At 55.4% G+C, this 26,787-nt stretch carries 23 protein-coding genes; 11 read left to right on the top strand and 12 right to left on the bottom strand.

Features of this window, described 5'->3' with window-relative positions; translation table 11 throughout:
* Positions 1 to 7: 7 nt before the first annotated feature.
* A complete protein-coding gene (locus ALB80_RS11840) occupies positions 8 to 940 on the bottom strand; it encodes a hydrogen peroxide-inducible genes activator (RefSeq protein ID WP_050604282.1) in 933 nt (310 codons plus the stop codon).
* 107 nt (positions 941 to 1,047) lie between these two features.
* On the opposite strand from ALB80_RS11840, the gene katG reads away from it, so the two are divergent.
* Positions 1,048 to 3,228 (top strand): catalase/peroxidase HPI, encoded by a 2,181-nt coding sequence (gene katG, locus ALB80_RS11835; RefSeq protein WP_050604281.1) that lies wholly within the window; start codon positions 1,048 to 1,050, stop codon positions 3,226 to 3,228.
* Positions 3,229 to 3,668: 440 nt separating this feature from the next.
* Here katG and ALB80_RS11830 read toward each other — a convergent pair whose 3' ends face one another.
* Together ALB80_RS11830 and ALB80_RS11825 are read right to left on the bottom strand one after the other, a co-directional pair.
* Positions 3,669 to 5,453, bottom strand: coding sequence for an ABC transporter ATP-binding protein (locus ALB80_RS11830; RefSeq protein WP_050604280.1), 1,785 nt, complete (start codon positions 5,451 to 5,453; stop codon positions 3,669 to 3,671).
* Between the two features lie 293 nt (positions 5,454 to 5,746).
* Positions 5,747 to 6,688 (bottom strand): cytochrome c family protein, encoded by a 942-nt coding sequence (locus tag ALB80_RS11825; RefSeq protein ID WP_157054198.1) that lies wholly within the window; start codon positions 6,686 to 6,688, stop codon positions 5,747 to 5,749.
* A gap of 96 nt (positions 6,689 to 6,784) precedes the next feature.
* Here ALB80_RS11825 and ALB80_RS11820 point away from each other — a divergent pair, with 96 nt between their 5' ends.
* Genes ALB80_RS11820 through ALB80_RS11810 form a run of 3 tightly spaced genes read left to right on the top strand, consistent with a single transcriptional unit; the run spans position 6,785 to position 9,167 of the window.
* Entirely contained in the window at positions 6,785 to 7,309 is a 525-nt protein-coding gene (locus ALB80_RS11820; protein WP_253276870.1) for an RNA polymerase sigma factor, read from the top strand.
* Positions 7,306 to 8,043 (top strand): hypothetical protein, encoded by a 738-nt coding sequence (locus ALB80_RS11815; protein ID WP_050604279.1) that lies wholly within the window; start codon positions 7,306 to 7,308, stop codon positions 8,041 to 8,043. Before ALB80_RS11820 ends, ALB80_RS11815 begins: the two co-directional genes overlap by 4 nt.
* A 47-nt stretch (positions 8,044 to 8,090) precedes the next feature.
* Positions 8,091 to 9,167 carry a helix-turn-helix domain-containing protein gene (locus ALB80_RS11810; protein WP_050604278.1) on the top strand — a complete coding sequence of 359 codons (1,077 nt, stop codon included), beginning with the start codon at positions 8,091 to 8,093 and terminating at the stop codon, positions 9,165 to 9,167.
* Here the strand turns inward: ALB80_RS11810 and ALB80_RS11805 are convergent.
* On the bottom strand, positions 9,140 to 10,030 hold the full coding sequence (locus tag ALB80_RS11805) for a LysR substrate-binding domain-containing protein (protein ID WP_050604277.1): 891 nt from the start codon (positions 10,028 to 10,030) through the stop codon (positions 9,140 to 9,142). The genes ALB80_RS11810 and ALB80_RS11805 overlap by 28 nt on opposite strands.
* 204 nt (positions 10,031 to 10,234) lie before the next feature.
* On the opposite strand from ALB80_RS11805, the gene ALB80_RS11800 reads away from it, so the two are divergent.
* Complete coding sequence (locus ALB80_RS11800) at positions 10,235 to 11,140, top strand: sterol desaturase family protein (RefSeq protein WP_253276869.1); 906 nt, start codon at positions 10,235 to 10,237, stop codon at positions 11,138 to 11,140.
* An 83-nt stretch (positions 11,141 to 11,223) separates the two neighbouring features.
* On the opposite strand, the gene ALB80_RS11795 is transcribed toward ALB80_RS11800, so the two are convergent.
* The 5 genes from ALB80_RS11795 to ALB80_RS11775 form a co-directional block, all read right to left on the bottom strand.
* Positions 11,224 to 12,528 (bottom strand): UDP-glucose/GDP-mannose dehydrogenase family protein, encoded by a 1,305-nt coding sequence (locus tag ALB80_RS11795; RefSeq protein ID WP_050604275.1) that lies wholly within the window; start codon positions 12,526 to 12,528, stop codon positions 11,224 to 11,226.
* A gap of 481 nt (positions 12,529 to 13,009) precedes the next feature.
* On the bottom strand, positions 13,010 to 13,711 hold the full coding sequence (locus tag ALB80_RS11790; protein WP_050604274.1) for a hypothetical protein: 702 nt from the start codon (positions 13,709 to 13,711) through the stop codon (positions 13,010 to 13,012).
* Positions 13,712 to 13,729: 18 nt separating this feature from the next.
* Positions 13,730 to 14,080, bottom strand: a complete 351-nt coding sequence (locus tag ALB80_RS22655; protein ID WP_050604273.1) for a DUF2793 domain-containing protein — start codon at positions 14,078 to 14,080, stop codon at positions 13,730 to 13,732.
* A 321-nt stretch (positions 14,081 to 14,401) separates the two neighbouring features.
* Positions 14,402 to 15,295, bottom strand: coding sequence for a UTP--glucose-1-phosphate uridylyltransferase GalU (galU, locus tag ALB80_RS11780; protein ID WP_050604272.1), 894 nt, complete (start codon positions 15,293 to 15,295; stop codon positions 14,402 to 14,404).
* Positions 15,296 to 15,960: 665 nt separating this feature from the next.
* Entirely contained in the window at positions 15,961 to 17,208 is a 1,248-nt protein-coding gene (locus ALB80_RS11775) for a lytic murein transglycosylase (RefSeq protein WP_371255975.1), read from the bottom strand.
* Between the two features lie 162 nt (positions 17,209 to 17,370).
* On the opposite strand from ALB80_RS11775, the gene ALB80_RS11770 reads away from it, so the two are divergent.
* The 6 genes from ALB80_RS11770 to ALB80_RS11745 are packed head-to-tail and all read left to right on the top strand — an operon-like array spanning position 17,371 to position 23,889.
* On the top strand, positions 17,371 to 18,330 hold the full coding sequence (locus ALB80_RS11770) for a ubiquinol oxidase subunit II (RefSeq protein ID WP_050604271.1): 960 nt from the start codon (positions 17,371 to 17,373) through the stop codon (positions 18,328 to 18,330).
* On the top strand, positions 18,327 to 20,417 hold the full coding sequence (locus ALB80_RS11765) for a cbb3-type cytochrome c oxidase subunit I (RefSeq protein ID WP_083445282.1): 2,091 nt from the start codon (positions 18,327 to 18,329) through the stop codon (positions 20,415 to 20,417). Before ALB80_RS11770 ends, ALB80_RS11765 begins: the two co-directional genes overlap by 4 nt.
* Positions 20,414 to 21,046 carry a cytochrome c oxidase subunit 3 gene (locus tag ALB80_RS11760; RefSeq protein ID WP_050604270.1) on the top strand — a complete coding sequence of 211 codons (633 nt, stop codon included), beginning with the start codon at positions 20,414 to 20,416 and terminating at the stop codon, positions 21,044 to 21,046. The genes ALB80_RS11765 and ALB80_RS11760 overlap by 4 nt, the downstream gene beginning before the upstream one ends.
* Positions 21,039 to 21,365 (top strand): cytochrome o ubiquinol/quinol oxidase subunit IV, encoded by a 327-nt coding sequence (locus tag ALB80_RS11755; protein WP_050604269.1) that lies wholly within the window; start codon positions 21,039 to 21,041, stop codon positions 21,363 to 21,365. Before ALB80_RS11760 ends, ALB80_RS11755 begins: the two co-directional genes overlap by 8 nt.
* Positions 21,366 to 21,385: 20 nt before the next feature.
* The gene (locus tag ALB80_RS11750) at positions 21,386 to 22,369 is read left to right on the top strand and encodes an HlyD family secretion protein (RefSeq protein WP_050604268.1); all 984 of its coding nucleotides are present in this window, start codon (positions 21,386 to 21,388) and stop codon (positions 22,367 to 22,369) included.
* Positions 22,366 to 23,889: a DHA2 family efflux MFS transporter permease subunit gene (locus ALB80_RS11745; RefSeq protein ID WP_050604267.1), complete on the top strand. Its 1,524-nt coding sequence runs from the start codon at positions 22,366 to 22,368 to the stop codon at positions 23,887 to 23,889. Before ALB80_RS11750 ends, ALB80_RS11745 begins: the two co-directional genes overlap by 4 nt.
* A 107-nt stretch (positions 23,890 to 23,996) precedes the next feature.
* Here ALB80_RS11745 and ALB80_RS11740 read toward each other — a convergent pair whose 3' ends face one another.
* The 3 genes from ALB80_RS11740 to ALB80_RS11730 are packed head-to-tail and all read right to left on the bottom strand — an operon-like array spanning position 23,997 to position 26,787.
* Positions 23,997 to 24,653, bottom strand: a complete 657-nt coding sequence (locus tag ALB80_RS11740; RefSeq protein WP_050604266.1) for an ABC-type transport auxiliary lipoprotein family protein — start codon at positions 24,651 to 24,653, stop codon at positions 23,997 to 23,999.
* Entirely contained in the window at positions 24,650 to 25,966 is a 1,317-nt protein-coding gene (locus tag ALB80_RS11735) for an MlaD family protein (RefSeq protein WP_050604265.1), read from the bottom strand. The genes ALB80_RS11740 and ALB80_RS11735 overlap by 4 nt, the downstream gene beginning before the upstream one ends.
* 5 nt (positions 25,967 to 25,971) lie before the next feature.
* Positions 25,972 to 26,787, bottom strand: a complete 816-nt coding sequence (locus tag ALB80_RS11730; protein ID WP_050604264.1) for an ABC transporter ATP-binding protein — start codon at positions 26,785 to 26,787, stop codon at positions 25,972 to 25,974.

Genomic DNA, 26,787 nt, shown 5'->3' with positions numbered 1-26,787 from the left:
TCGCGGTTCAATAGACTGCTGTCTGATCGCCGTGCCCCGCGTTCAGATTGTTCTTTTCCGCGGTTTTACGGATGATCGCGCCGATCTTGAGTAATTTTTCACTCAGCGGGTTGGTCTTTCGCCAGATCAGGCCAATCGTTCGTGTAGGCGGGGTGTCCTGAAAGCGGGCGATTGTGACGTCGGCGGATCGGGTTTCCAATCCGACCGCCATCTCGGGGATCAGAGTGACGCCAATCCCGGCCCCAACCATCTGTACGAGGGTAGAGAGCGAGCTGCCCTCCATAATATGCTGCGGTTCGATATTGCGGATCGAACAGAAAGACAGGGCCTGATCCCGGAAACAGTGGCCTTCTTCCAGCAACAACAACCGCATTGTTCTGAGTTGCGACGAACTTGGCATCGGCAGGCCGGCATCCCGCGCTGGTCGTACCAGCAAGAAGTCTTCGTTAAACAGCGAAAACTCCCGAAGACTGGGTTCCGAGACGGGCAGAGCGACGACACCGACATCCAGCCGTGCCTCAAGAATTTCTCGGATCACGGATTCGGTGATGGTCTCTTTGGGTTCTATTGTCAGCTGCGGAAACCGCTGGGTCATCGCCTTGATAATCGAGGGCAGTAGATAAGGTGCTACTGTGGGAATCACACCGATCCTTAAGCGGCCTGACAAGGGCCCGGAGGGGGACTGCACCAAATTTCCCAGATCCTCGACCCGCGTCAGGATTTCGCGGCTGTGTTTCAACACATCTTCGCCAAGGGCGGTCAGGCGGGTTTCACGTGCAGCGCGTTCGACCAATGGGCCGCCCATGATGGCTTCCAGCTCTTTGATTTGAATGGAAAGTGCCGGTTGCGAAATTGCGCTTGCCGCTGCAGCCTTACCAAAGTGACCATGGGTGGCAAGGGCTTCGAAGTAACGCAAGTGTTTTAGGGTCAGTGCTTTCATATGAAAAACTAATCGCAATGATAGTAATTACAAATTTCCATTTATCGATTGGGTCGGGTACGAGTCAAGGCATCTGAACCCCTAGGTAAATACTCAGGAGATTTACAATGGACGGTAACCCCCACAATCATCAATCCGGCGGCTGCCCTGTCATGCATGGTGGCAATACAGGAACGGGCAATTCTGTCACCAAATGGTGGCCCGATGCGCTGAACCTTGACATTCTGAGCCAGCACGACACACGCACCAACCCGATGGATGCGGATTACAACCATCGTGAAGCGGTCAAGGGACTGGATTTCAAAGCCGTACGCGCCGATGTCGAAGCACTGTTGACCGACAGCCAGGACTGGTGGCCGGCCGACTGGGGTCACTATGGTGGCCTGATGATCCGTTTGGCGTGGCACTCGGCCGGGTCTTACCGCTTGGGCGATGGTCGTGGTGGCGCGGGATCGGGCAACATCCGGTTTGCTCCGCTGAACTCGTGGCCAGACAACGCCAGCCTGGATAAAGCCCGCCGTCTGTTGTGGCCGGTGAAAAAGAAATATGGCAACGCGTTGTCCTGGGCGGACCTGATCGTTCTGTCAGGGACTGTTGCCTATGAGTCCATGGGTCTGAAAACCTTTGGCTTCGGCTTTGGTCGCGAAGATATCTGGGGGCCGGAGAAAGACGTTTACTGGGGTTCGGAAAACCAGTGGCTGGCCCCGTCCGAGAACCGGTATGGCGATCTGGAAACTCCGGGTACGCTGGAAAACCCGCTGGGTGCGGTGCATATGGGTCTGATCTATGTGAACCCCGAGGGAGTGAACGGCAACCCAGATCCGGCAAGGACCGCGCTGCATATACGCGAAACATTTGCCCGCATGGCGATGAACGACGAAGAGACTGCGGCACTGACCTGCGGTGGTCACACGGTCGGCAAAGCACATGGTGCGATGGCAGGCGACCATATCGGCGCTGAGCCCGAAGCCTGCCCGGTGACCGGTCAGGGTCTGGGATGGGACAACCCCGACCAAGACGGCAAAGCGACCAATGCCTTTACTTCTGGTATCGAAGGCGCTTGGACAAAGCACCCGACCAAGTTCGATATGGGCTTCTTCGACTATCTCTTCGGTTATGAATGGGAGTTGGGCAAATCACCCGCGGGTGCCAATCAGTGGCAACCTGTCGATATGCCGGAAGATGAAAAGCCGGTCGATCCGACTGATCCTTCGGTCCGTCGTATGCCGCTCATGACAGATGCGGACATGGCAATGAAGATCGATCCGACATACAACGCGATCTGTCAGAAGTTCATGGCTGACCCAGACTATTTCGCCGATACCTTTGCCCGCGCATGGTTCAAGCTAACCCACCGCGACATGGGTCCGCGCGTCAACTACTATGGCCCGGATGTTCCTGCGGAAGAGTTGGTCTGGCAGGATCCGATCCCAGCAGGTTCGACTGGCTATAATGTCGAGGCCGTCAAAGCAAAGATCGCAGAGAGCGGCCTTACCGCCGTCGAGATGATCAACACCGCTTGGGACAGTGCCCGCACTTTCCGTGGTTCGGACAAACGCGGTGGCGCAAATGGCGGGCGCATCCGTCTGGCACCGCAGAAGGACTGGGCGGGGAATGAACCCGAGCGTCTGGCAAAAGTACTGGGTGTGCTGGAGCCGATTGCAGCAGAAACCGGTGCCTCTGTTGCCGATGTGATCGTTCTGGCGGGTAACGTTGGACTGGAGCAGTCGATCAAGGCCGCAGGTTATGACGTGGCGGTTCCGTTCTCGACCGGTCGTGGTGATGCGACTGACGAGCAGACCGACGTCGACAGCTTCTCGGTCCTTGAGCCGCTGGCCGATGGGTTCCGCAACTGGCAGCTGAAGGAATACGCCGTATCGCCAGAAGCGATGATGCTGGACCGCGCGCAACTGCTGGGACTGACCGCCTCTGAGATGACCGTTCTGGTCGGTGGCCTGCGTGTGCTGGGTGCCAACCACAGCGGATCGGCACATGGTGTCTTCACTGACCGCGTGGGTCAGCTGACCACCGACTTCTTCGTCAACCTGACGGATATGTCGCTGAGCTGGCAACCTGTCGACGGCGGCACCTATGAACTGCGTGACCGTGCATCGGGCGAGGTCAAGTTCACTGCGACCAGCGCTGATCTGGTCTTCGGCTCGAACTCGATCCTGCGTGGTTATGCCGAGGTATACGCACAGGATGACAATGCCGAAAAGTTTGTGCGCGACTTTGTGGCGGCCTGGACCAAGATCATGAACAACGACCGGTTCGATCTGGCTGCCTGAGGCAAAAAAGATACCAGGCGAGGGTGCCCTCGCCTGGTTTCGCAGTTCTGGGTTCGGGGCGTGAGCCGACACGCGTTCCAACACATTTCAATTTGCTGAAACCGACACCGGTCAAGTCAGGTCATTGGTTTTCCTTTTCGCGCAAATCCTGATGTTGGGCGAATACCTTTCAGATCTGACAAACCGTTCTCAGAATATGACCACCAAAAGCCTTGATTGGTTCCGTTTTCCGATTTCGGAGCAACCAACCATTGTCATCAGGCATCAGGAAAAGATCGAGTGTTTTTGCCGTGATGGCAAATCCATCCATCAATGTACAGACCACCACAGTGCCCGCAGGCAGGGCAACCCGACCCAATCACTATTGTCGGATAAATTGCCAAAGGTTCGGGTACTGCGTACTTGGTCAAACAGAGTAAGCCAGCGAATTGAAGTCGCGGTTATCCCGCGACTTCAGATGTAGGAGTGTGGTGCTTGAACTGTTGATCGAACAGGGCGCGGAAGCTTCCGCTTTTCTTCATCAACTCGTCCAGATTACCCTGTTCCACGATTGCGCCATCCTGAACCACGATAATCTTGTCGGCCTCCAATACCGTCGACAAACGGTGAGCGATGACGATGACGGTCACGTTCTGAGTCAAGGCATCCAGAGCTTTTTTGACGAGCGATTCCGATTCCGCATCCAGCGCGCTTGTCGCTTCGTCCAACAGCAGGATCTCAGCATTGCGCAGAATGGCGCGGGCAATAGCAATCCTCTGTTTTTGACCGCCGGACAGGAAAGTACCGTTTTCGCCAACCGGTGTGTCGTAGCCTTTGGGCAAACCCATTATGAAGTCATGTGCATGAGCCGCTTTGGCCGCGTCAATAATTTCTTCTTCGGTTGCGTCCGGGGCCGAGCATCGCAGGTTGTCTAGGATCGAGGCCGAGAACAGGAATGTGTCCTGACCAACAAACGATATTTTCCGACGAAGTGAAGAAAAGCTCACTTCGCGCAGATCTTGACCGTCGATCTCGACGACGCCCTCATCAGGATCGTAGAACCGCATGATCAACCCAAACAAGGTGGACTTGCCGCCGCCGGACTGTCCGACCAGCGCCGTGGTTTTGCCCGCTTCGAAAGAGACATTCATGTCTTCGATCACCGGTACGGCACCTTGATATCCAAAGGTCACGTTGCGCAGGGCAATGTGACCCGGTCCGTCAGTCAGGTCACGGGCGTCGGGGGATTCCACCATGGTGTCTTTCTGATCCAGCAGGCTAAACAACATGCCGACACCAACCATATTTGATTCAATCTGGACACGCATTCGCGACAGGCGCTTCGCCGGCTCATAAGCCATCAACAGGGCGGTGATAAAGGACATCAGTTGCCCGGCGGTAGGTTGTTCCGTGCCCGCGATGCCCATCGTGCTGACAATTAGGACGCCAGCAACGGCCAGACCTGCCAGGAATTCCATCAACGGGCTGGCGATAGCCTGAAGTCTGGCGATATCGTTCGAGCGTTGCTCGACTTTTCGGATGGCGGTTTCCATCCGGTCGATCATCCGGTCTTCGAGCGAAAAGACCTTGATGACCTTGATACCGGCCGAGGTTTCCTGCAACACGCGAATGATCTCGGCCAACGATTTGAACTCGGCCTGCATGATCGAGCGTACACTCTTGAGCAGATATCGCACCCCCAGCAAGGCAATGGGGCCGACGATAAAGAACATCACCGACAAAACAGGCTGTTGATAAAGCATGACCGCAACCAGCCCGACCAACGTCAGCGCGTCGCGGACAAAGCCGGTAACCAGAACATCGATCAAGTTGCGGGCTGCTTGCGCGCCGTTGGTTGTGCGCATCAACAGATCGGAAGATTCATTGGCAGAAAAGAAAGAAACACCGTGCCGAAGCAGTTTCCGGTAAACCTTTTCCTGCTGCTGTGCCACGATCCGGTTGCCTGCGCGCGCAAGATAGTTAGCCTGAATGTAAGAAGCAATCGCCTTGGTCAGAAACAGCAGCACAACCGCCAGCGCTATCACATGCGCCCATCCGCGAAGCTCGGGGCTGGTCATGGCATCGACGATGAATTCCATCATATAGGCGGACCCGGCGGTGGTTACGGCCACCATGATCATCGCCAACATCGCAACGGCGTATAAGGGGCCTTGTGCATAAAAGCTTTCGCCCACAAGGCGGCCCATATAGCCAGATCGCCATTTTTTCCAGGCGCGCGTTATCATTGCGTACTCCAAATCGTGAAACGGTGCGCACGTTCAGATACCCTAATTTTTGCCGGGCCTAAAGAGCAGATGCCGGGATGCGGCAGAGCGGCTCATGCCAACGGTCTTACGTGCGACGCCGTAGATAGGGAATGGAATGGGATTGGACAAGTGCAATGCGCGTCAAAGCGCCGAAAAGAAGCTGGTTCAGGCGGCGCGGTTTTACTTTATTGTTTCGAAAGATACGGCAGATAACTCAATCATCAGTGCGCGGTGATCCGCGCGACTGAGTTCAAGTGGGAATTCGGAACAGTTTAGCTTGCGTCCTGCAAATACGCGAGCAGGTTCACAATGTCGTCTTCCTTTTTCAACCCCGGGAATTGCATACGATTACCCGGAAGAAACCCTTTGGGGTCGGCCAGAAATGCGGCCAGGTTTTCCTGCGTCCAGACGACGTCTATATCCTGGAGGGCAGAAGAAAACCTGAACCCTTCGGCCTGACCGGCGGATTTGCCAATAATAGCGTGCAAAGACGGGCCGACACCGTTGCGACCTTGGTCAAGCTTGTGGCAGGCGCTGCATTTTCTGAAAACCTTTTTGCCTGCTTTGGCGTCCCCTTGCACTGCTGCCGCTACGATCTCTGGTGTCGCTGAGGCTGGCGTTGCGGCGGCCTGTTTGCCGTCAGAATGAAAGATCAATCTGGCCGTTATCGGCACTGTCCGCGTAATGCCTGACAGGTCTGCCAGTTCCTTCAGCGTGTCCACGCCCGCATTGATACCGGCGTCTTCCGCATTGAGGAACACCATATCGTTGGTTGAGACCATGACCGCAGTGTCAGACAGCCGCGCAACAAACAGTTCGGCGTCGAAAGTAACATCAGTGCCAGCCAGCGAAAGAACGGATTCTGCATCTATCGTGGTGGTTTCTCCGACTGACAGCCCGGACACTTCGGACATGTCGAAGTCAGCCGTCAGCTTTGCCGAGCCTACTTTGCGAAAGACAAACTCGATCATCCGCTCATTTCGGATATCGATATTGGTCTCGACAGAGGACAAGTCGATGTCGATTTCGGCTTTGCCGTCAGGAGTCACATGTCCGCTGAGATTGGTGAAACCGTTGACCTCGCCCACAGTGTTTTTCTTGATGGTACCATAGGCCAGATGCGAGCTGTCGCTGTCCAATGTCCAGTTGTCCGCAAGAGCAGGCGTTGCAACAATTGCCGACGCAATCGTGACAGCTTTCAACAGAAGTTTCATTTAAATTCTCCTAAGATTATGACATTCCTGCCCCTGCGGGCCCGGTCCGTGACAGACAAACACACACAGGTCGCGATTTATTCGATGAGAGCCGAAATGACTTCCGAACAGGCCGTGCGCGATGCGGTGCAGACGCATTCGAAACGCGTCTGGCGGTTTGCTCTGGCTTTGTCAGGGGCATCTGATGTGGCTGATGATCTTCTGCAGGCGACATGTCTTCGCGCGCTGGAGCGTCATCATCAGGTCACGTCGCACAATCGTTTGGACAGCTGGCTGATGACGATCTGCCGCTCGATCTGGCTGAACGAGGTGCGCTCACGCTCGGTTCGGCGGGCGCAAGCGCTATCGGTGACACCAGAAGCAGACCTTGTGGCACCAGGAGCAGATTCAGAAACGAATATTTTCGCCACTGAGGTGTTTACACAAGTGATGCAGCTGCCAGAAGCGCAGCGGGAAACGGTAATGCTTGTGTTCGTCGAAGGGTACAGCTATCGCGAAGCCGCTGCCATGCTGGAAGTGCCCATCGGTACAATCATGAGCCGGTTATCGAATGCCCGGCAGAAACTGAAAACCGTGATGCAGCTTGATGCGGCAGACACCGCGCGACGGAGTGGTAAATGACGTTTTCCGACGAGACGCTATCAGCGTATCTGGAAGGCTCACTGGATGAAGCTCAGAGCCGCGCCATTGAGGCGGCGGTCGAGCATGATGTCGAGCTTGAACACCGCCTGATGGCGCTGGATCCTCTCGCGCCGGTCATTCAGGACGTTTTTGAGACAATTCCCACCGAGGTGCCGAAATTCGATCTGCCCGAGCCTGATGTGCAACACTCAAGTAGCGGTGTTCTGCACGTTGTCGCTGTGGCAGCAAGCACTGCGATTGCCGCTTTTGCCGTAACGTTCTGGGCAACCCGCCCCGCAGAACTGGGATGGGCGCAGCAGGCGGCGATCTATCAGTCACTTTATGTGCCCGAGACCATCGCCCCGCTGGACGATTCCGAGGCGTCGCTGGATAAGCAGTTTGAAATGGCAGAGGCCGAACTTGGCCGATCCCTGAACCGTGAAACGTTGGAAGCGCTCCCAGGGTTGGAGCTTAAACGGGCTCAGGTTCTGTCCTTCAAAGGCAAGCCTTTGATTCAGATTGTTTTTGCGGATGAGCAAGGGCGACCCTTTGCATTCTGTGTCATCCGTCAGGGCCCCGACGCGCCTCCTGCTGAGATCAAGCAAGCGGTACTGAGCGGATTAGCGACCGCCACATGGGCGCAGGATGGCTATGGGTATATGCTGTTGGGCAGCTCTCCGCAGACTGATTTGAACAGCGAATTGGATGTTTTGACCCAAACCTTTGCGGGCTGACGGAAAACCCCTTGTGAACCGGTACGAATGTCCGAAGAATACCGGGCATGATTGCGAAGAAACCAATACCCGTTTCACAGGGCGAGGCTGAAGATCTTGGACCCGCCAGTATTTACGATGGGGACTCTTCGGAAGAAGAGGATTTGTGGTTTCTGCCGCCGGACGAGTTCGTGGAGGAAGATTACTTTCTACCCGGCCCTCGATCCGATCAGCGCCTATTGTTCGATCCGCGCGACTGGCGTGCGGCTCAGTCCGAACTTTCTGCTGAGCTTGCCGATCTTGCCCTGACCTTTGGTGCGCTGGACGAACGGTTGCGGGCTGGCCCCAAGGGGTGGACGCATCGTCTGGCCCTGATGGAAACTTCTGATCTGGGCTGGTGGACAGGCGATCGGGTCAGTGTGGACCGTCTGGCCTTGTGGACGGGCCTACGCATCGGCGCGACCCATGATGACGTGCAGGCGCTGTTCCGTGCTGGCTGGGCGGTACGCCGCCTGAGTTCGGGCGCGGCCCCTTCCGAGGGGGGCTGGGAAAGCGGTTTGACCGCGTTTCTTGACCGATTGGCACAAGGGTCTGAAGCTGCACCCGAGGCGGTCATTGATCTGGCCGAAGTCATGCAAAATGTCGAAGGTTTGCATCCGGTTACCCAATCAGCAATTGCGTTTCACGCGTGGCGGGCGTTGGCACAGGAAATTGGACAAGACACCGAAGCAGCAGTTATCGCAGCGCGGCACGCGGCGTCAATGGGGCGTGGGGGTGCTCTTTTCATGCCTTTGGCCTTGTCGGGGCCTGGGGCACTTCGCGGGGCGGGGACGCCAACTGAAAAGCTGAGCGCCTGGATACAAGGGGCGGGGCAGGCGGCCCTTGCCGGGTTGTTGCATCTTGATCGGGTCAACGCGTGGGAGAACCAGGCCCGGGACGCCACGCAAGATCTGAGTGGACGCACCCCGCCACGACTGATTGAGGTCTTGGCCTCGTGGCCGATGGTCTCTGCCCCTTTGGCGGAAGACCTGACCAAATCGTCGCGTGCAGCGGTACAGCGCAATTTTGATCTGTTTACCCGTCGCGGTCTGGTGCGTGAGGTCACTGGACAGGGGCGTTACCGCGTCTGGACTGCCGCGCTGTAGTCCAGCAGCCAATCCCGGAAAGTACGGGCCGCAGGGCGCAGTGTGGTTCTGGAAGGGTAAACCAGATGATACGCCTCTTGTCCCGGACAGGAGCAGTCAGGCAGACAGGCGACGAGACCCGAGAGATCCATGATCCGGTCAGACGCTGGGGCGCGGGCCAACGCGATACCCAAACCAGCAGCAGAAAGCTCTGCGGCCATCAAGGAATTGTCGGCAAAGAAATAGCGTGCCTGCCCCGCTGGCAGTCGCAGGCTTTCAAACCAATGAGGCCAGCTTGCGCGATGGGTCGAGACCTCGATCAGCGTAAACTGAAACAGGTCCTGCGGGGTTTCGATCTGTGCCGCAATGTCAGGCGGGGCGACGGGATACAGGCTTTCGCGCATCACCTCATCGTTTTCGGTACCAAAAAGGGCGGGATTCCCGAATACGATCTGCAGATCCGTAAATCGGTTGGCGAAATCGGAAACGACATTTCCAGTGGTCAGGGACAGGTTGATCTGGGGATGCGCGGTTTGAAACGTGGGAACACCGCTGGCTAAAATGCCGTGTGCAAAAAGCAGTACGGATTGTACATAAAGCCGTTGTGCGCGGGTTTCACCAAACAACACGGTGGTTGCGGTTTCGAGCATGAGCAACGATTGCTGCACCGAGGGCAGATACGCACGCCCGGTTTCGGTCAGGGTTACGGCATGGGCGTGGCGATGAAACAAGGGCGTGCCCAATTGGGTCTCAAGTGCTTTGACCTGCTGGCTGACGGCAGCGGGTGTCATGTTGAGCTGGCTTGCCGCTCGGGCAAAGCTTTCGGTTCGGGCAGCAGCTTCGAATACACGAAGCCAGTTGAGAGAGGGGACTCGAGTGCTCATCCTCGTAGGCTAAGCAAAACTTAGCCTCACCGGCAAGACAATATGGTCTGAGGTTTCGGCCTCCCGTTTTAGACTTGTGACCAGCGAACAAATAAAAACGAGCCCGTTATGTCAGACCCTGCCTTGCCTCCACGCCCCAGGCGCAAGATTTGGAACTTCACACCACAATTGCCGATCCAAACTTCGCCTTATTGGGATTGGCCTATGAAGCCCTTGGCGGCGCTGCGTTACCTGCTGCAAAGCTGGAATCCGCTGGCCCTGCGCGCTTTGCTGCTGGTTTTTGCAATCATCACCTGGAATTTCCTGACCCCTTCGTTGGCTCGGATCGAGACTTTCAGCTGGGATTGGGTGGCCGAGATCTGGTTCCGCAACTTCTGTATTCTGATGGTTGTGGCCGGTGGCCTGCATCTGGCTTTGTGGAAGTTCCGCACGCAACAGGATGAATACCGCTATGACATGCGCCCGATGATGAAGGGTGCGAAGGTCTTTACCTTCAAGAACCAGGTCTGGGACAACATGTTCTGGACCCTCGGGCCGGCGCTGACCTTCTGGGCTTTCTGGGAATGCCTGATCCTGTATTCCTATGCCAACGGCTGGATCACGATGATCACATTTGACGGCAATCCGACCTGGTTCATCGCGGTTGTGATCTTTGTCCCAATCTGGGCAGGCTTTCATTTCTACTGGCTACACCGTTTGCTGCATGTTGGCCCGCTTTATACCAAAGTGCATGCTTGGCATCATCGCAACATCAACACTGGCCCGTGGTCCGGTCTAGCCATGCATCCGGTTGAAAGCTTCTTTCTGATGTTCGACACGATGATCTTTTTCCTCCTGCCTTCGCATCCGATCCATGCCATTTTCCTGCTGTTTCATCACGGTATTGGCGCGCCGACCTCTCATGCTGGGTTCGAACATGTGAAGCTTGGCAACAAAGCCAAGTTTCAGGTCGGGGATTTCTTTCACCAGCTGCATCACAGGTTCTTCGACTGCAATTACGGTACGTGGGAAACCCCGTGGGATGAGTGGTTCAACACCTTCCACGACGGCACAGACGAGGGCAACGAAATGGTCAAGGAACGCCGTCGCAAGATCTGGGCCGCTGAGTAGAGTTTGAAACGTGATGTACCGGGCCTTTTGCGGGCCCGGTTCTCTGAGTCATGACTGTTTAGAACGCAGGCAGCGTAAAGCGTTCAGCGCCCGACGCCAACATAGGTTTCAAACCCCGACTTGAGCGCCGCCGATCTCGAATAAATGTTGCGCAGGTCGACCATGCGGGCCGTGTTCATCGACTTGGCCATTTCAGTCAGGTTCAGCGCCCGAAACTCGTTCCACTCAGTCAACAGCACGACGACATCCGCTTCTTGAGTTGCCGCATAGGGGTCATCACACCACTCGACCCCTGGCAAAAGCGCCTCACCCTCTGATCTGCCCTGAGGGTCGACAACGCGTACCTTTGCGCCTCCGCCGATCAAAGCGGGGACAATGGACAACGAAGGTGCGTCGCGCATATCGTCTGTGTTGGGTTTGAACGTGACGCCTAGAACCGCCACGGTTTTTCCATTGAAACGGTCGTCACAGACCTCGCGGATTTTCTCGATCATACGTTTCTTGATCTCGTCATTCACACGAATGACGGTTTCGGTAATCTGCATCGGATGCGCATGATCCTGACCGATCCGGGCCAGCGCTGCAGTATCTTTAGGAAAGCACGACCCACCATAGCCAGGGCCAGCATGTAGGAACTTGTTGCCGATCCGTCCATCCAGACCGATGCCGCGCGACACTTCTTTGACATCTGCGCCGACCTTTTCGCAAAGGCCCGCAATTTCGTTGATGAAGGTAATCTTGGTCGCCAGAAACGCGTTTGCGGCGTATTTGATCATCTCAGCGCTTTCCAGATCCGTGGAAAGGATCGGAAAATCACGCAGGTAAAGCGGGCGGTAGATCTCGGCCATCACTTCGGCGGCGCGATCGTTTTCCACACCCACCACAACGCGATCCGGGCGCATGAAGTCATCAATCGCCGCACCTTCGCGCAGGAATTCAGGGTTCGAAGCGACGTCAAATTCAGCTTTGGGATTAGAGGCCGAGACAACCTCTTGCACTCGTCTGTTGGTGCCCACGGGTACAGTCGATTTGGTGACAATGACCGTATAGCCAGTGACAGCCCCTGCAATTTCTTCTGCAGCGGCCATAACGTAGGTCAGATCTGCGTGGCCATCACCCCGCCGCGTTGGGGTGCCGACTGCAATGAAGACAGCATCAGCGCCATCTACCGCAGCGGCCAAATCAGTCGTAAAGCTCAAGCGACCGGCAGCCACATTTTTGGCCATCAACACATCGAGGCCCGGCTCGTAAATTGGGACGTCCCCGGCTTTGAGCATGTCGATTTTCTGATCTGCCTTGTCGACGCAAATCACGTCATGACCGAAATCCGAGAAGCACACGCCAGACACAAGGCCCACATATCCGGTGCCGATCATTGCAATACGCATCTGTAAAATCCTTCTTACTAAAACCTGTCGACAACGCGCGAACAATTGAAGAAACCAACACCGAATTCAATGGTTCACAATAGCTGTGGGTTACATCCCATAGATTCTTGCTGTTTTTGAGGCAATAAGAGCGCAGAGAAAAACTTGCGCTGCACGTTAAAGTCCAAACTGCTTTTAATCGCCTGAATACACAGCAGATGCAGACGAGAAAGGCACCTTGCGAATACTTAAAGCTATTCGGTTTCTGGGTTCGGCCAGGGGACCCGGTCTATCCAAGGGTCTGCGGCGGTGCTCGGTCTTTCGCTTGCGCATGGTGGGGAAGATTCACACGAGGCTGTAACTGTAAAAACCGGGGCGGCTCGCCAGAAATGAGCTTTGAAGCCGTGTTTGTTAAACTCATGCCTGGAATCTAGAATTGGTCATCTTCGACCTTCGAGAAATATAGCTGCCCGAGACATACGCCGTCGGACGGCCATTTGAATTAGTACCAGCGCCCGATTGCTGTAACGGTTGGAGGCAGTGTCGAGGAATCCGACAGGGTCGACAGCACTTTGCAATTAACGTGTGTCGTGTTGGGTGTGTCCATTCCAATGAAACGATTGGTTGCCCCTCCGCTACCACTGACACTTGGTGCCGCAGTAAAGGTTGCAGGAAAGTCCCACGCTATTGCAGAGCTTACGAAAAAAGCACCTTCAGCATTGGTGCAGTCAACTGCGGATAAAGTAGCGGTGCAGATCTGGGTGCCATCGGCGAACCGCACAAACTCTCCGTTTGCGTTACTTCCGCGCTCGATAACAGCGCCGGTCGGGGTGCCCGAGTTTTCCGAGACAGATCCCAAAAGATTAGCGGGTCCGTAACCGAAATCCGCTCTCATAAGGCGGCCAGGGGTTGTATCGGTTGCATCGCTTTGGACAGCCGCGCCTGTTGCCGTTCCGGTGGCTGGATCAAACTTCAAAGCATCGGTCCAGCTGCCGCCATCGAGTGAGACTTTGATGGAAAAACCAGTATTGCCCGACAGGCCCATCTCAGCGTGGCCTGTCCAGTTCGATTGGAACAGCAATGACGCGGTGTCGCCCGCACTGGCTTTGTTGATCTTCAGTTGATGTCCACCACCTTCGTGGGTCAGCAATGTGGCCGGGCTGCGCACCGTCAGGCGGTTCGTCGTGTCTGAGGTGGCCGCCACCCCTACACCATCCAGGTTTTACGTGTCCACCGGTAGAGGCAACCAGGTTGTTCCGTCCCAGAATTTGAGATCACCAGAGTTTTCATCCCAAGCGCGCCAACCAACGGCTGGGGCCACGAAATGCCAGGCATTGTCCAGCCAAGCTGCAAGTTCCCCGGCGTGCCCTACCCAATCGCCGGTTGGGGATGTGCCCACCGCATAAACCTCGCCCTGTTGGGGAACAACCGGGGGGGTGCTGGCGTCGATTGAGCGGACTGTCAGCTGCACGATCAAATCAAGCTGACGCAGAGCTTCGTTGTGGGTGACGTGCTTTTGCGCCTGCGAGGGTTGCAAAAAAGGCAAGTTCAGTCGGGGTGAGATTTGTGACACGAAGGTCCTCCTGTAGCTGTCGGTCCGAAACACCGGTTGCGCGCTACACTGCCGCAAAGCGCGTCAATCCTCTGTGATCGGGCCGACCGCCCAAGAAACCTTTTGCTAACTTTTAAACGGAGAAAAAGCCCCACTTTATCCATGCCCTGCGTTCGTGGGCCTGATCACATCAGACTTTTCACGGGCATTTGGAAACAGACCACAACATGTTCCTGATGCTCTGCAAGAACACAGGATGAATTGTGTCTACGTCGGGTCTGTTGCTGAATCTCTACCCACCAAAAGTGCGATTTAACGCGCAGGTGAAACATTGACTCTTGGTTACTGGGCCGCTTTTCCCGTCGCTACAATGTCATTGAGATACTGACTCAGGTCGTCTCGCAGATCGTCACGTGCAAGCGCAAAGGCAACGGTGGCTTGTAGGAAGCCCGATTTCGACCCGCAATCAAAGCGTTGTCCGTCGAACTTGTACCCAAACACGGGCACACCTTGCGCGATGTCTTCGGCGATTGCATCCGTCAGCTGAATTTCGCCACCACTCCCGGCTTTCTTTGCGTTCAGGTTGTTCAGGACAGATGGGCGCAGAACATAGCGCCCGATAACCGCAAGGTTGGAGGGCGCTTCCGCGGGTTCGGGTTTTTCGACCATGCCACGGGCAGGGATAACAGGACCGATACTGTCGCCTACATCCAGCACACCGTACGAGCTTGTCTTTTCCTGCGGAACTTCCATGGCGGCTACCATGTTGCCACCGGTCTCTTCATAGGCTTCGATCATTTGTTGCAGGCAAGGCTTGCCCGCCGCGATCACATCGTCCGGCAGCATGACGGCAAAGGGCTCATCGCCGATCAGGCGGCGTGCGCACCAAACAGCGTGCCCGAGGCCCAGTGCTTTGTGCTGACGGATGTAGGCAATCGCGCCGCTTTCCATATTGGTCTTGTTCAAGATCTCAAGCAGCTTGTCTTTCTTCTTGGCCTTCAACTCCTGTTCCAGCACGAGGTTGTGGTCAAAATAATCTTCTAGCGCAGACTTCCCGCGTGATGTGACAAAGATAAACTCCTTGATCCCGGCGGCGCGAGCTTCGTCGATCGCGTACTGCACCAAAGGGCGGTCTACCAGCGTCATAATTTCTTTTGGAACAGACTTCGTTGCGGGTAAAAAACGCGTTCCCATGCCTGCAACAGGAAAAATCGCTTTGGTGACCTTGCGTGTCATGGTGCCTCTCAAATTCAATAGTCGGTCGGAAGAATGAATAGCGTCCGATGTGTTCTAATAGGCTGCGCGCCCCGATCAATCAACGATGCCCAATAGTCCGGGTGGCAATTGGTTAAATCGTGCCATTTTCTAGGGACGTGGTCAAAAGAATGTGCTGATGTCATGCTATCCGGAACAATACAGAAAAGTGCTGTGGTTCAGGGTATTTCTACTTTTGATCCGTGTCTGATTTATGTTGATTGATCACGTAGTGTTTACCCACGTTCTCAATAGGCCTTTCTCCTTCGCCGATTGAACGGTACCGTTTCGCAGCGTCAGATGAAGGCTATCTGGCCCATAACACTGTGCTTTTATGCTGAGTTTCTGAGGGTGATTTCAATCTCACGAGCCAAGGCAGACGTGCAACCGAAAGGCTTTTTCGTTGGTTGGCGCTGAATACGCAAAGACAGGAGGCAAGTTGAGTTGCAGTGTTTCTTCCAACAAATGGAGGGTAAGATTTGAAGTGAGAAAGCTGTAGCGCTGTTCTGAAATTGGCAACAATGAGTCAAAATTCCCCTCAGTGAACGCAGGACGGGCCTGAGATTCGAGCACATGGGCGCGGCACGGGTCAGCAAGTTGGAGGCAGACCTCTGCCAAATTCGCTGTTTTTCGGAATCACTCGACCGTTAAGGAACCAGATCGGCTTTCATCCCGGCATCTGGAAAGCAAGTTGGCGCGAGTCCCAAAGACTGTTGCCATCGACCGATTGAGCGGCGCGTTTTGAACCCAGGCAACCCATCTGCGCCACCAACATCATGGCCCAATTCTTCGAGGGCGCGCTGCATTATCGCAACGTCGGATCGATACAGCCCTCCGACCTTTCCCCATTGCCCAGCAAAATCACCGACGCCGTATTGAATGCGGTCGCCGACATGGCCAACGAACAGAGCATAAAGATCGCTTTTGTTGTATTCCTTGAGGACATAGAAATTTGGTGTGACCAGAAAAGCAGGCCCATGTCGGCCTGCTGGCATCATCAGAAATCCTTCGCCATCACGTTCATGGGCCGGGAATGGCCTGCCCGAGACCCGGCGTATCCCCATCTCTTCCCATTTGTGAATGGGCCGTCCCTGATCGGGCCCTTCCAGAGAGCAAGACACGTTTGCGGGAACGGACACCTCGAAACCCCAGTCTCGATTGCTGACCCAGCCATGTTGGTCCAGATAATGGCCAATGGATGCAATTGTGTCAGCGGGCGACCCCCAGATGTCAGCCCGCCCATCTCCGTTGCCGTCTCTTGCATAGGTCAAAAAATTGGACGGCATGAATTGTGGCTGACCTAATGCGCCTGCCCAGCTGCTTTTCATGCCCCGAGCAGGCAAATATCCGGATTCAGCAATTTGCAGGGCTGCGATCAGCTCGCCTGTAAAATACTCGGCGCGCGTGCTCATGAACGCTTTGGTTGACAGAACACGAAACGCGTCGTGGCGGATCGGCACTTGTCCGTACCCGCTCTCTCTGCCCCAGATTGCCAGGACTATGCGGCCGGGCACTCCGGTTTCACGTTCGACCGAGGCAAGTGTCGCTGAATGCCGTGTCGCCATTTTGCGACCAACGGCGGTGGCACCCTGAACGGATCCCGCGTTGAAATATCGCCCGGGTGAACCGAATTCGGCTTGTTTCTGGGTTTTCGGGGTTTTGGTTTTTTGTCCGGGCGGAACCAGATCCGGCAGCTTCCAGTTCAGGGTCACTCCAGCAAACGCTTGTTCCATCGTTTCGCGCGAAACCCCTTTGGCTTGTGCTTTTGGCCAAATTACGTCCTGCAACCACGCCTGAAACTGACGTTCGACCTCGGCATGATCCTGAGCTGATGCGGTGTGCGACAGCAGGTTAAAGCACATGACTGCAAGTATTGTGCGCATCAAAGTAAACATGCGTCCCTGCTCTGGTAAGGTGTCAACGACGGGTGTTTCCCGTTGGTGCCCAAGGTTGAACAAAACAGTACCTCGGCAATCTGCAGTTTGGAAAGGTCTTGAGAAAACTTTTGCATTTGCCGATAGTTGGGTGAAATTTGGATCACGAGAGGGCTGTGCGTTATGGCCAAAGGCAGAATGTCCAACCCGTCCTCGCTCGTGATGGCTGCTTTGGTCTTTCTTGCGGTGACACCATCGATGGCGTTGGCCAGCGACAGTTTCATGGATCCGCAAGGTCCGATTGCCGCCATTCAGAAAACCCACCTGTTGCGGGCGACCGCGCTGATCATGGTGGCGGTTATTCCCGTTCTCGTTCTGGTTCCTTGGATCGCGCTTAGATACCGACGTCGAAAGGGCGGAACCGCTGCCTATAGGCCGGACTGGGATTTTTCAGCTAAACTTGAATTTGTCATGTGGGGCGTGCCTGTATTGATCGTGGCGCTTCTGTCTTTCTATCTTTGGAAGGCGACACACAGGCTCGACCCGTATTCGGCAAGTTTTGGTGAGGAACCGGCGGTGCAAGTTCAGGTGGTGGGCCTGGATTGGAAATGGCTGTTTCTCTATCCCGAACTGGGTATTGCCAGCGTGGGTGAGTTTGGAATTCCCACCAAACGGCAGGTCGCCATGACATTGACGACCGATACGGTGATGATGTCTTTCATGATCCCCGCCCTTGCCGGTCAGATTTACGCGATGCCGGGTATGACAACGCAACTTCACCTGGTTGCAGATACCCCGGAGGTCATGCAGGGCGAAAACACGCAGTATAACGGGCGCGGGTTTACCAAACAAAAGTTCCGCACAGTTGCAATGGACCAAGACGCATTCGAGGCATGGGTGGACAAAGTACGTGCAGGCGGCATCCCTTTGGATGCGGCGACTTATCAGACGCTTGCAAAGCGGTCTGACAGGGATGAGGTTCAAGCCGCCCTAGGCACTGCACAGATGCCGGACGATGCACTGTACTTCACGCTGGAGGAAGACGTGTTCCACAACATTCTGCACCGATATCACAGCGGCAAGGCCCTGCCAGTTGATCAGCAACCCGGCACAGCATCCTTCGGGCGGGAGGCGCAGAAATGACCTCACCCAAAACAGACTTCTTCGGCCGCCTAAGTTGGGATGCGCTTCCGATTGCCGGCTTGCTTGAAAATCCAAACACGAATGAGATCGTGGCAAATGCGGCCGCTGGTATCGTGATTGTTGGCGTCGTGGTTGTGGTCGTTTTGCTTAGCTGGTTTCGATTGTGGACAACGCTGTGGCGCGATTGGCTAACCAGCGTCGATCACAAGAAGATTGGCATCATGTATGTTGTCTTTGCCATCGTGATGCTTGCACGCGGCGTGTTGGAAGGCGTTGTCATGCGCGCTCAGCAAGCCGCCGGGCCCGGAGATGGGTTTCTGGAAGCTGAACATTTTGCCGAGCTTTTCAGCACCCACGGCACGATCATGATATTCTTTGTTGCTGTGCCCTTTGTCTTTGGGATCGCCAACTATGTTGTGCCGTTGATGATCGGTGCGCGGGATGTCGCGTTTCCTAGACTGAACCAAATCAGTCTGGGTCTGACGGTGTCCGCTGGCATGATGTTGATGGTATCGCTGGTGGTGGGGCGGTTCTCGACTGGCGGCTGGACGGCTTACCCGCCATATACGGGTGCTGCGTTTAATCCGGGCGTAGGGCCGGATTACTGGATCTGGGCCATCGTTGTGTCGGGTGTTGGTACCACGCTCACAGGTATCAACTTTGCTGTCACGATCTACAAGATGCGCGCGCCGGGTATGACCTTTATGCGACTGCCGATGTATTGCTGGACGATCATCTGCAGTTCGATCCTGATCATCTTTGCCATGCCGCCCTTGGGCGTTGCCGCACTGATGCTGGCCGCAGACCGATATCTGGATTTCCACTTCTTCACCAACGATCTCGGCGGCAACATGATGAACTATGCCAACCTGTTCTGGCTGTTCGGCCACCCCGAGGTCTATCTTCTGGTCCTGCCTGCCTACGGTATCTATTCCGAGGTGTTCGCGACGTTCTCGGCCAAGCGGCTGTATGGCTACAACTCACTTGTCATTGCGACGATGTCGATTGCGGTGCTGTCCTTCACGGTCTGGTTGCACCACTTTTTCACCATGGGTCAGAGCGCACTGATCAACGCCGTCTTTGGTATCGCAACCATGCTCATTGCTATTCCAACCGGTGTGAAAGTCTATGACTGGATGGCCACCTTGTGGCGGGGACGTATCCGGTTTTCGGTGCCGATGCTGTATGGTTTGGCGTTTCTGATGCTGTTTGTGATTGGTGGCCTCAGCGGAGTGATCCTGGCCAATCCAACGGTGGACTATCAGGTGCACAACACGCTGTTCCTGGTGGCGCATTTCCACAACGTGCTGTTGCCAGGGGTGCTGTTCGGTTTGTTGGCAGCCTATAACTATTGGTTCCCCAAGGCCTTCGGCTTCCGCCTGAACGAGTTCTGGGGACGTGTAACGGTGGCTCTTTGGACCGGAGGGTTTTTGTTGACCTTCATGCCGCTCTACTTTGTCGGACTCATGGGGATGCCGCGCCGTTCCTTCAGCTATGACGATCCGTCCTTCCAACCTTTTATGATCGTCGCCATCATCGGGGCGCTGGTGATTACTTGCGCTTTGTTCTCGGTGCTTATCCAATTGTGGGTCAGCATCCGCGACCGCAAAAAAACACGCGTTCCAGTGGGGGATCCATGGGATGGCCGCACCTTGGAATGGTCGATCCCGTCGCCACCGCCACCTTACAATTTTGCGATCATCCCACAGGTTACAGATCGTGATGATTTCGCCGCAGCCAAAGAACGTGGCGTCGCGTATCCTACGCCGGACGCCTATGAAGATATCGAATTGCCGCGCAATACCGGCATCGGTTTTATCCTCTGTGTTTTCAGCGGCATCTGGATGTTTGCTTTGGTTTGGTGGATCTGGTGGTTGGCGGCCCTGATGACGGTGCTGATAATCCTTGCCGTGATCATCTGGACCTTTGATGACAGCACCGAGCTCACCATCGCGGCTGAAGAGGTTCGCAGAGACCATGAAGCCTGGCTCTCTCTGGTGCATAACGAAACGGCAGTGGATCGCGATTACGAAACCTCCTCAGAAAACCGCGGCCTCGCCCGCCCTGATCTGGAGGCAGTCACATGAAGCGTGCACCGACCCACAGCTATCCCGGCATCAATCTGGGGGAACGTCACGCCAGTGCGGATAAGGCGGCTGAGGTTGTCACCTTTGGGTTCTGGGTCTTCCTAATGAGCGATCTGGTCTATTTCGGCCTGATGTTCGCGATCTACATCACCATGATTGACGCACAGGCGGGTGGACCCGGTCCGCATGAGTTGTTCGACCTGAAAAGTGTCTTTGCTCAAACCCTGATCCTGTTGACCAGCAGCCTGACGGTCGGTCTTGCAATGCTGGCATTGAAATACAACCTGCCACGCGGGCGCATCATTCTGTGGTTTGGTGTCACGCTCTTGTTAGGGCTCAGTTTTCTTGTGCTCGAAATTCGCGATTTCATGGCCATGGCGGAAAAAGGCGGTATCCCGCAGCGCAGTGGGTTCCTGTCAGCTTTTTTTGGTCTTGTTCCACTGCACGGTTTGCACGTCGCGGCGGGCTGTTTGTGGCTGATCGTTCTGGGCGTCCAACTGCGGGTCAAGGGGATGACAGATGTGATCATCTCACGCGTTGTCCGTTTGGCGCTGTTCTGGCACTTCCTGGACCTGATTTGGATCGGGATTATCACAATCGTCTATTTCGGAGGTCTGACCTATGGATAACCGTTCCGAAATGCACCGGCGCGAGCGACGGCGTTATGTGATTGGATATGGCGGATCACTGATTTTGACCCTCGCCATGTTCGGAGTGGCCTACTTGTTTGGGATCGAAACGGTTGGGGTATATCTGACCATCGGGTTGCTTGGTCTGGCGCAACTTATTCTGCAACTTGTTTATTTCCTGCATATCGACCGTCGGCGCAGCAGCCGGGAAGACCTGCATCTGGTCCTGTTTTCCACCATGGTCCTGCTGATCATGATCCTTGGCACCGTTTGGGTCTTGGGCAATTTGGCGATACGGATGCACATGCATACGATGTAAGCAGTCAGGGAGAAGCGACAATGAAATCTCTCAAAACAGCAGCAATTGCCGCAATGTTGGCAGCTATTGGAGTTGGTTTACTGCTGTTCTGGCGACATGAGGAACGGTATCCGTCCACCAAGGATGCCTATATCGGAGCCAATATCATCTATGTGGCGCCTCAAGTGACCGGTCAGGTCGCTGAAGTTCATATCTCGGACAATCTACCTGTCAAAGCTGGCGATCTTCTGTTCACTATTGACCATACGCAGTTCAAAGCGTCGGTCGATGCGGCCAAAGCCGATTTAGACAGTGCGGTTCAACAGGCCAAATCCTATTCCACTCAGATAACCGCTGCTGAAGCAGCCGTCGAAAGCGCGCAATCCGCATATGACACTGCAAACAAAAGCCTCGAAAGAGCAAAGGCGCTGTTTGCAGCCGGGGATGTCGCGCAGGCTTCGCTGGATCAAACCACGTCAGAGTTCGCTCAAGCCTCGGCACGGTTGACGACCAGCCAATCCAGCTTGTTGGCATTGCAAAGCGGGTTGGAAGCAAAACAGGACGACATCCTGTCTTCGCAGGCAAAGCTTGAGATCTCGGAAACGAACCTGGCTTGGACCAAGGTCTATGCGGCAGCAGACGGCTGGATCGCCAATCTGACATTGCGCCCCGGATCTTCGGTCTCTGCTAACGCACCGCAGTTTTCGATTGTCGAGTCATCGGACTGGTGGGTTGACGCCAACTTCAAAGAAACGTCTTTGCCGCGCATCCGCCCCGGTCAGTTGGTCACGGTTCAAGTTGATATGCTGCCGGGGGTGAAACTGACCGGCAAAGTGGCCTCGATCGGGCGCGGATCTGGTGACACGTTTTCCTTGTTGCCATCCGAGAATGCGAGCGGAAACTGGGTCAAGGTCACACGTCGTTTTCCAGTGAGGGTCGAATTGGACCCGACAGATGCGCCTTTGCGTGTCGGCGGCAGCAGTAAAGTGGTTGTGGACACAACAGGCCCGGCGGACGGCAAATGACCTCGGCGGCGTCCGGTCATGTAAACCGGGTGATCGTGGTTGCTGTTGTTCTCAGCGCCATACTGGAAGTGTTGGACAGTACAATCGTCAATGTCGCCTTGCCGCATATTCAGGCGGCGTTTGGGGCGACAACCGATCAAGCAACATGGATTTTGACCAGCTATATCGTGTCGGCGGTGGTCATAATGCCACTGACCGGCTTCGTGGCCCGTCGTGTCGGGCGGCGACGGCTGATCCTGACAGCAGTGACCGGTTTCGCCGTTATGTCGGTGATGTGCGGCCTGTCCTGGAGTCTGGAAGTCATTGTGGCCTTTCGGCTGGCCCAAGGCATGTTCGGGGCTTTCCTTATCCCACTATCGCAATCGATCCTGTTCGATTCTTTCCCCCGCGAGGAACGTGGTAAAGCGATGGCGGTCTTTGGTTTGGGGGTTGTGGTGGCACCGGTACTTGGGCCGACGGTTGGTGCGATTCTGACCGAATATTTCTCGTGGCGGATGGTATTTTTCGTCAATCTGCCTGTGGCTGCCCTTGCCCTGCTCTTGCTGGCCGGGGAATTGCCCGAAGACAAAACCGAAGATGTGCAGATAGATTGGAAAGGTCTGGCTCTGCTTGCGCTGGGTATCGGGTGCCTGCAATTTGTCCTGGATCAGGGCGAAACCATGGACTGGATGTCTTCCCGCGTTATTCAGGTGGCTGTGATTGCGTCGATTCTGGGGGCGCTGGGGTTTGTCGTTCACACGCTGACAGCGCGAAATTCGGTTGTGGATCTGCGACTGTTTGCGGATCGGAACTTTGCCCTGTGCAACCTGATTATTGCTGGCTTCGCTGTCTCACTGTTCGGCGGCATCGCAATTCTACCAACGCTTGTGCAAAGCTTGCTGGATTTTCCTGTCATCGCTTCGGGCCACTTGTTCATTCCGCGAGGGCTGACGGCAGGATTGTCGATGGTTTTGACGGGCGCGGTGCTGGTCCATCATTTCGATCCACGTATGTTGGCAGGCGTTGGCCTGTTGTTGACCGCGCTTGGAAATTTCATGATGGGGGCTATAAACCTCAACGCCGGATTTTGGGAACTAGCCTGGCCCGGAGCCATCAGTGGGTTAGGCATGGGTTTGGTTTTTGTCCCCATGTCTATTCTCGCGTTTGAGAGCATCACCCAAAACCGGCAAGACGAAGCCTCGGGCCTGTTCAACGTGACACGGCAATTGGGATCATCGGTTGGAATCTCTCTGGTCGGGACATGGATTGTACGAGGGCTTCAGACAAACACGGCGGTCCTCAGCCAGAATGTGACACCGTACAATCCCGCGGCCCAAACTTATCTGAATCCACTCGGTCTTGCGCCTGACAGTGCGCAAGGTGCCGCGATATTGGGGCAGGAAATCATGAGACAAGCCGAAATGATTTCTTATCTGACCGTGTTCAACAATCTGGGCCTGCTGGCATTGGGCGCAATCCCTTTGCTTTTCTTTTGCCGTGCCCCCAAGCCGGGCACCCAGACCGCTGCCCATGTGCATTGATTTACTGGTGTCAGGTCGAAAACAAAGCTCGGTGGTCGCACGCTACATCAAACAACGCGCCATGCTCGTCGGCCGTAACAAGGCTGCTGTAATGTCATCCTGAAGGGCTAGCTGGGGTCCGACCTTGGGTTATTCGCCACATGTGTGTTGATCCTGCGAATGCTCCATTCAACGGCATCTCGCATTGCACGCCCCAAGGCTAAATCAAAGGCTTTGACCAAATCCGGGGTCTGGTCGCTAGCGGCCACCACGTTTTCCTGAAACGAACTGGATGCAATGATCTTGTCTTCGTATTCGTCGATCACCTTGATATTCATGCGGACTTCAATGCGGACCTTTTTCCCGGCTTCAGAGTCCTCGACCACAATGCCCTGAAACTCGCGCAGGTCCGGCGCAATCACATAGTCAGCGCGCAGACCAACCGTAGAACGACCAACCGCGGCTACTTTGCCCGAGTTCTCATAGCTTTCCACCAACAGCGTTTGAACGATCAAAGGCGCGCGGTCCACCCAGCGTGCGCGTGGTAGGTATTGCACTTGCAAAGGGGTCGGCTGAATGGCGATCTGATCAGTGTTCACCGCAGCGGTGGCTGTTGGTTCCTCGACAACGATCTGTTTTTGTATTCTGGGCAACGCGGAAGAGAACGTGCTTTTCGGCGTCAGCAAATACAGGTCATTGGGTTTGGCTGCTTGTTTCAACGTACCCAAACCGGCGCACCCACCGATTATGGCAACAGCCAGCAAAGCGAGAGCAGGCTTGATCATTGACGGAACTCCGATGCTTGGGTGCCCAGAAGGAAACGTGCAGGGTCACGTTCGACCTTGTCCACCAGACGATCCAGGCTGATGACAAGGCGTTGGGATTCTTCAATAAAACGAATAAATTGCGGTAGACCTACACGCAGGAAATCGGAAACCTGACGGCGATTGGCCTGAACGATGCCGTCGATGGTGCCCAAAAGCTCGGACGCGGAATTGGACGCGCTGAGAACATCGTCCGAGATCTGGTCGATCTTTTCGGTGATATTCGAGACGGTCTCGGTTACTTGGTTGGCAGCCTTGCGAATGTCTGCGGCAACAGGCGCAACCTCGTCCTCCATAACCCGATTGGCAGAGTTGAATGCGGTCTCTGCCGACGACAGCGCCCCTTTGGCGGTATCCATCGCCGATGTGATCGAGCCCAGCGTCGTATTTGCGTTCAGAACGGTTTCGTTGACAATTTCCAGCGTGACGCTGCCTTCGTCGGACAGTAACGTCAGGCGTTCAGCCAGTTGCGAGCCACGCTCGATGAAGGGCTGAATGTCCTGCTGCAGGATACGGTCCGCCGTCTGGATCGTGGTTTTTGCTTCGTCCAACGCTGCTTTTGCGGATTCAGATGCGGTTTTGACCGAGTTGAGCGTATCGGTTCCGGTTTTTAGCGTTGTCTCTGCGGTTTCGATCAAAGGGTCCAAACGTTTGGAGAAATCGCCAATATCCTGGGCTGCCTTGCCGATATTGCTGGCGACGGAATCGAAACTTGTCAGGGTTTTGTCCAATCGACCTGTGGCTGATGCAAGATTGTCCAAAATGCTGCTGACGGCGTCGCGGTTCTTGTCGTCAACGACTTTGTTCAGGCTTTCCAAAAGAGTGACGGCTTCATCCAGCACTTTTGGTGCGCCCTCAAAAAGGGATTGTATCGTACTGCGCTTGCTTTTGATCACACTGTCTTGCGGCAAACGTTGGGAGGTTGGTGTGCCGCCGGTCAGCTCGACATAGCCCACACCAGTCACGCCCAACGACTGCAGTTGCGCGACTGTTTCTTCCGTGATCGGGATTTCTGCGTCCACTTCTATACGCACCCTGACTTTCGAGGGATCGTTTTCATCCAGATTCAGCGAGATCACCTGACCAACGGGCAAACCGTTGAAGTTCACCCCGCCTGCCGCAGAAAGCCCCGAAACATTGTCGAAAAGAACGTCGTAATATGCGTACTGGCGCGTGACCTCGAACTTGGCAAGCCACAGGAAAAAACCGAACGCGCCCAAAAGCCCCGCAAGGGTAAACGCGCCGATCAGGATATAATTTGCTCGGGTCTCCATTGCCTCTACCTGTCCTGGCCCTTTTGTTGTGCTGCGCGGGCGCGGGGGCCTGTGAAGTATTCCTGCACCCAAGGATGATCAACCTTGGTCATGTCTTCTATCGGACCTTCGACCAGTACGCGCTTTTCTGCAAGTACGGCAATCCGGTCGCAGATGGCATACAAGCTGTCCAGATCATGGGTGACCATGAACACCGTCAACCCAAGTGCCTGCTGCAACTCGCCAATCAGCTCATCATATGCCGCTGCACCAATCGGGTCCAACCCGGCGGTTGGCTCGTCCAGGAACACGATCTCAGGGTCCAAGGCCAACGCCCGGGCCAGTGCTGCGCGTTTGCGCATGCCGCCTGACAGCTCGGATGGAAATTTGCCGCAACTCAACTGCGGCAACCCCACCAGGCTGATTTTCAGTGCGCCCAGCGACTCCATCAGTTTTTCGCTGAGACCCGTATGCTCGCGCAGTGGGGCCATCACGTTTTGCAACACCGTCAGAGAGGAAAATAGCGCACCGTCCTGAAAGGCCACACCCCAATGGCGCTCGATTCTGCGGCGGTCTTGCTCGGGGCCGTTCACAACATCGACGCCCAGAACTTCGATACTGCCGGCAGCGGGTTTGTTCAGCCCGACAATTGTTCTGAGCAAAACGGATTTGCCCGTACCCGATCCGCCGACAACGCCAAGAACCTCACCACGCCAGACGTCAAGATCAAGGTTCTCATGCACGACCTGCGTGCCGAACTGGTTTCTGAGCCCGCGTACGCGGATCACTGCGTCTCGTTGCGTTTTGCTAGAGGTAGGTGCGTGCTGCACATCGTCCATCAT

It is taken from the genome of Ruegeria sp. 6PALISEP08, assembly GCF_001238295.1.
In the GTDB taxonomy this organism is placed as follows: Bacteria; Pseudomonadota; Alphaproteobacteria; order Rhodobacterales; family Rhodobacteraceae; genus Ruegeria.
This window is presented reverse-complemented; position numbering and strand designations above follow the sequence as displayed.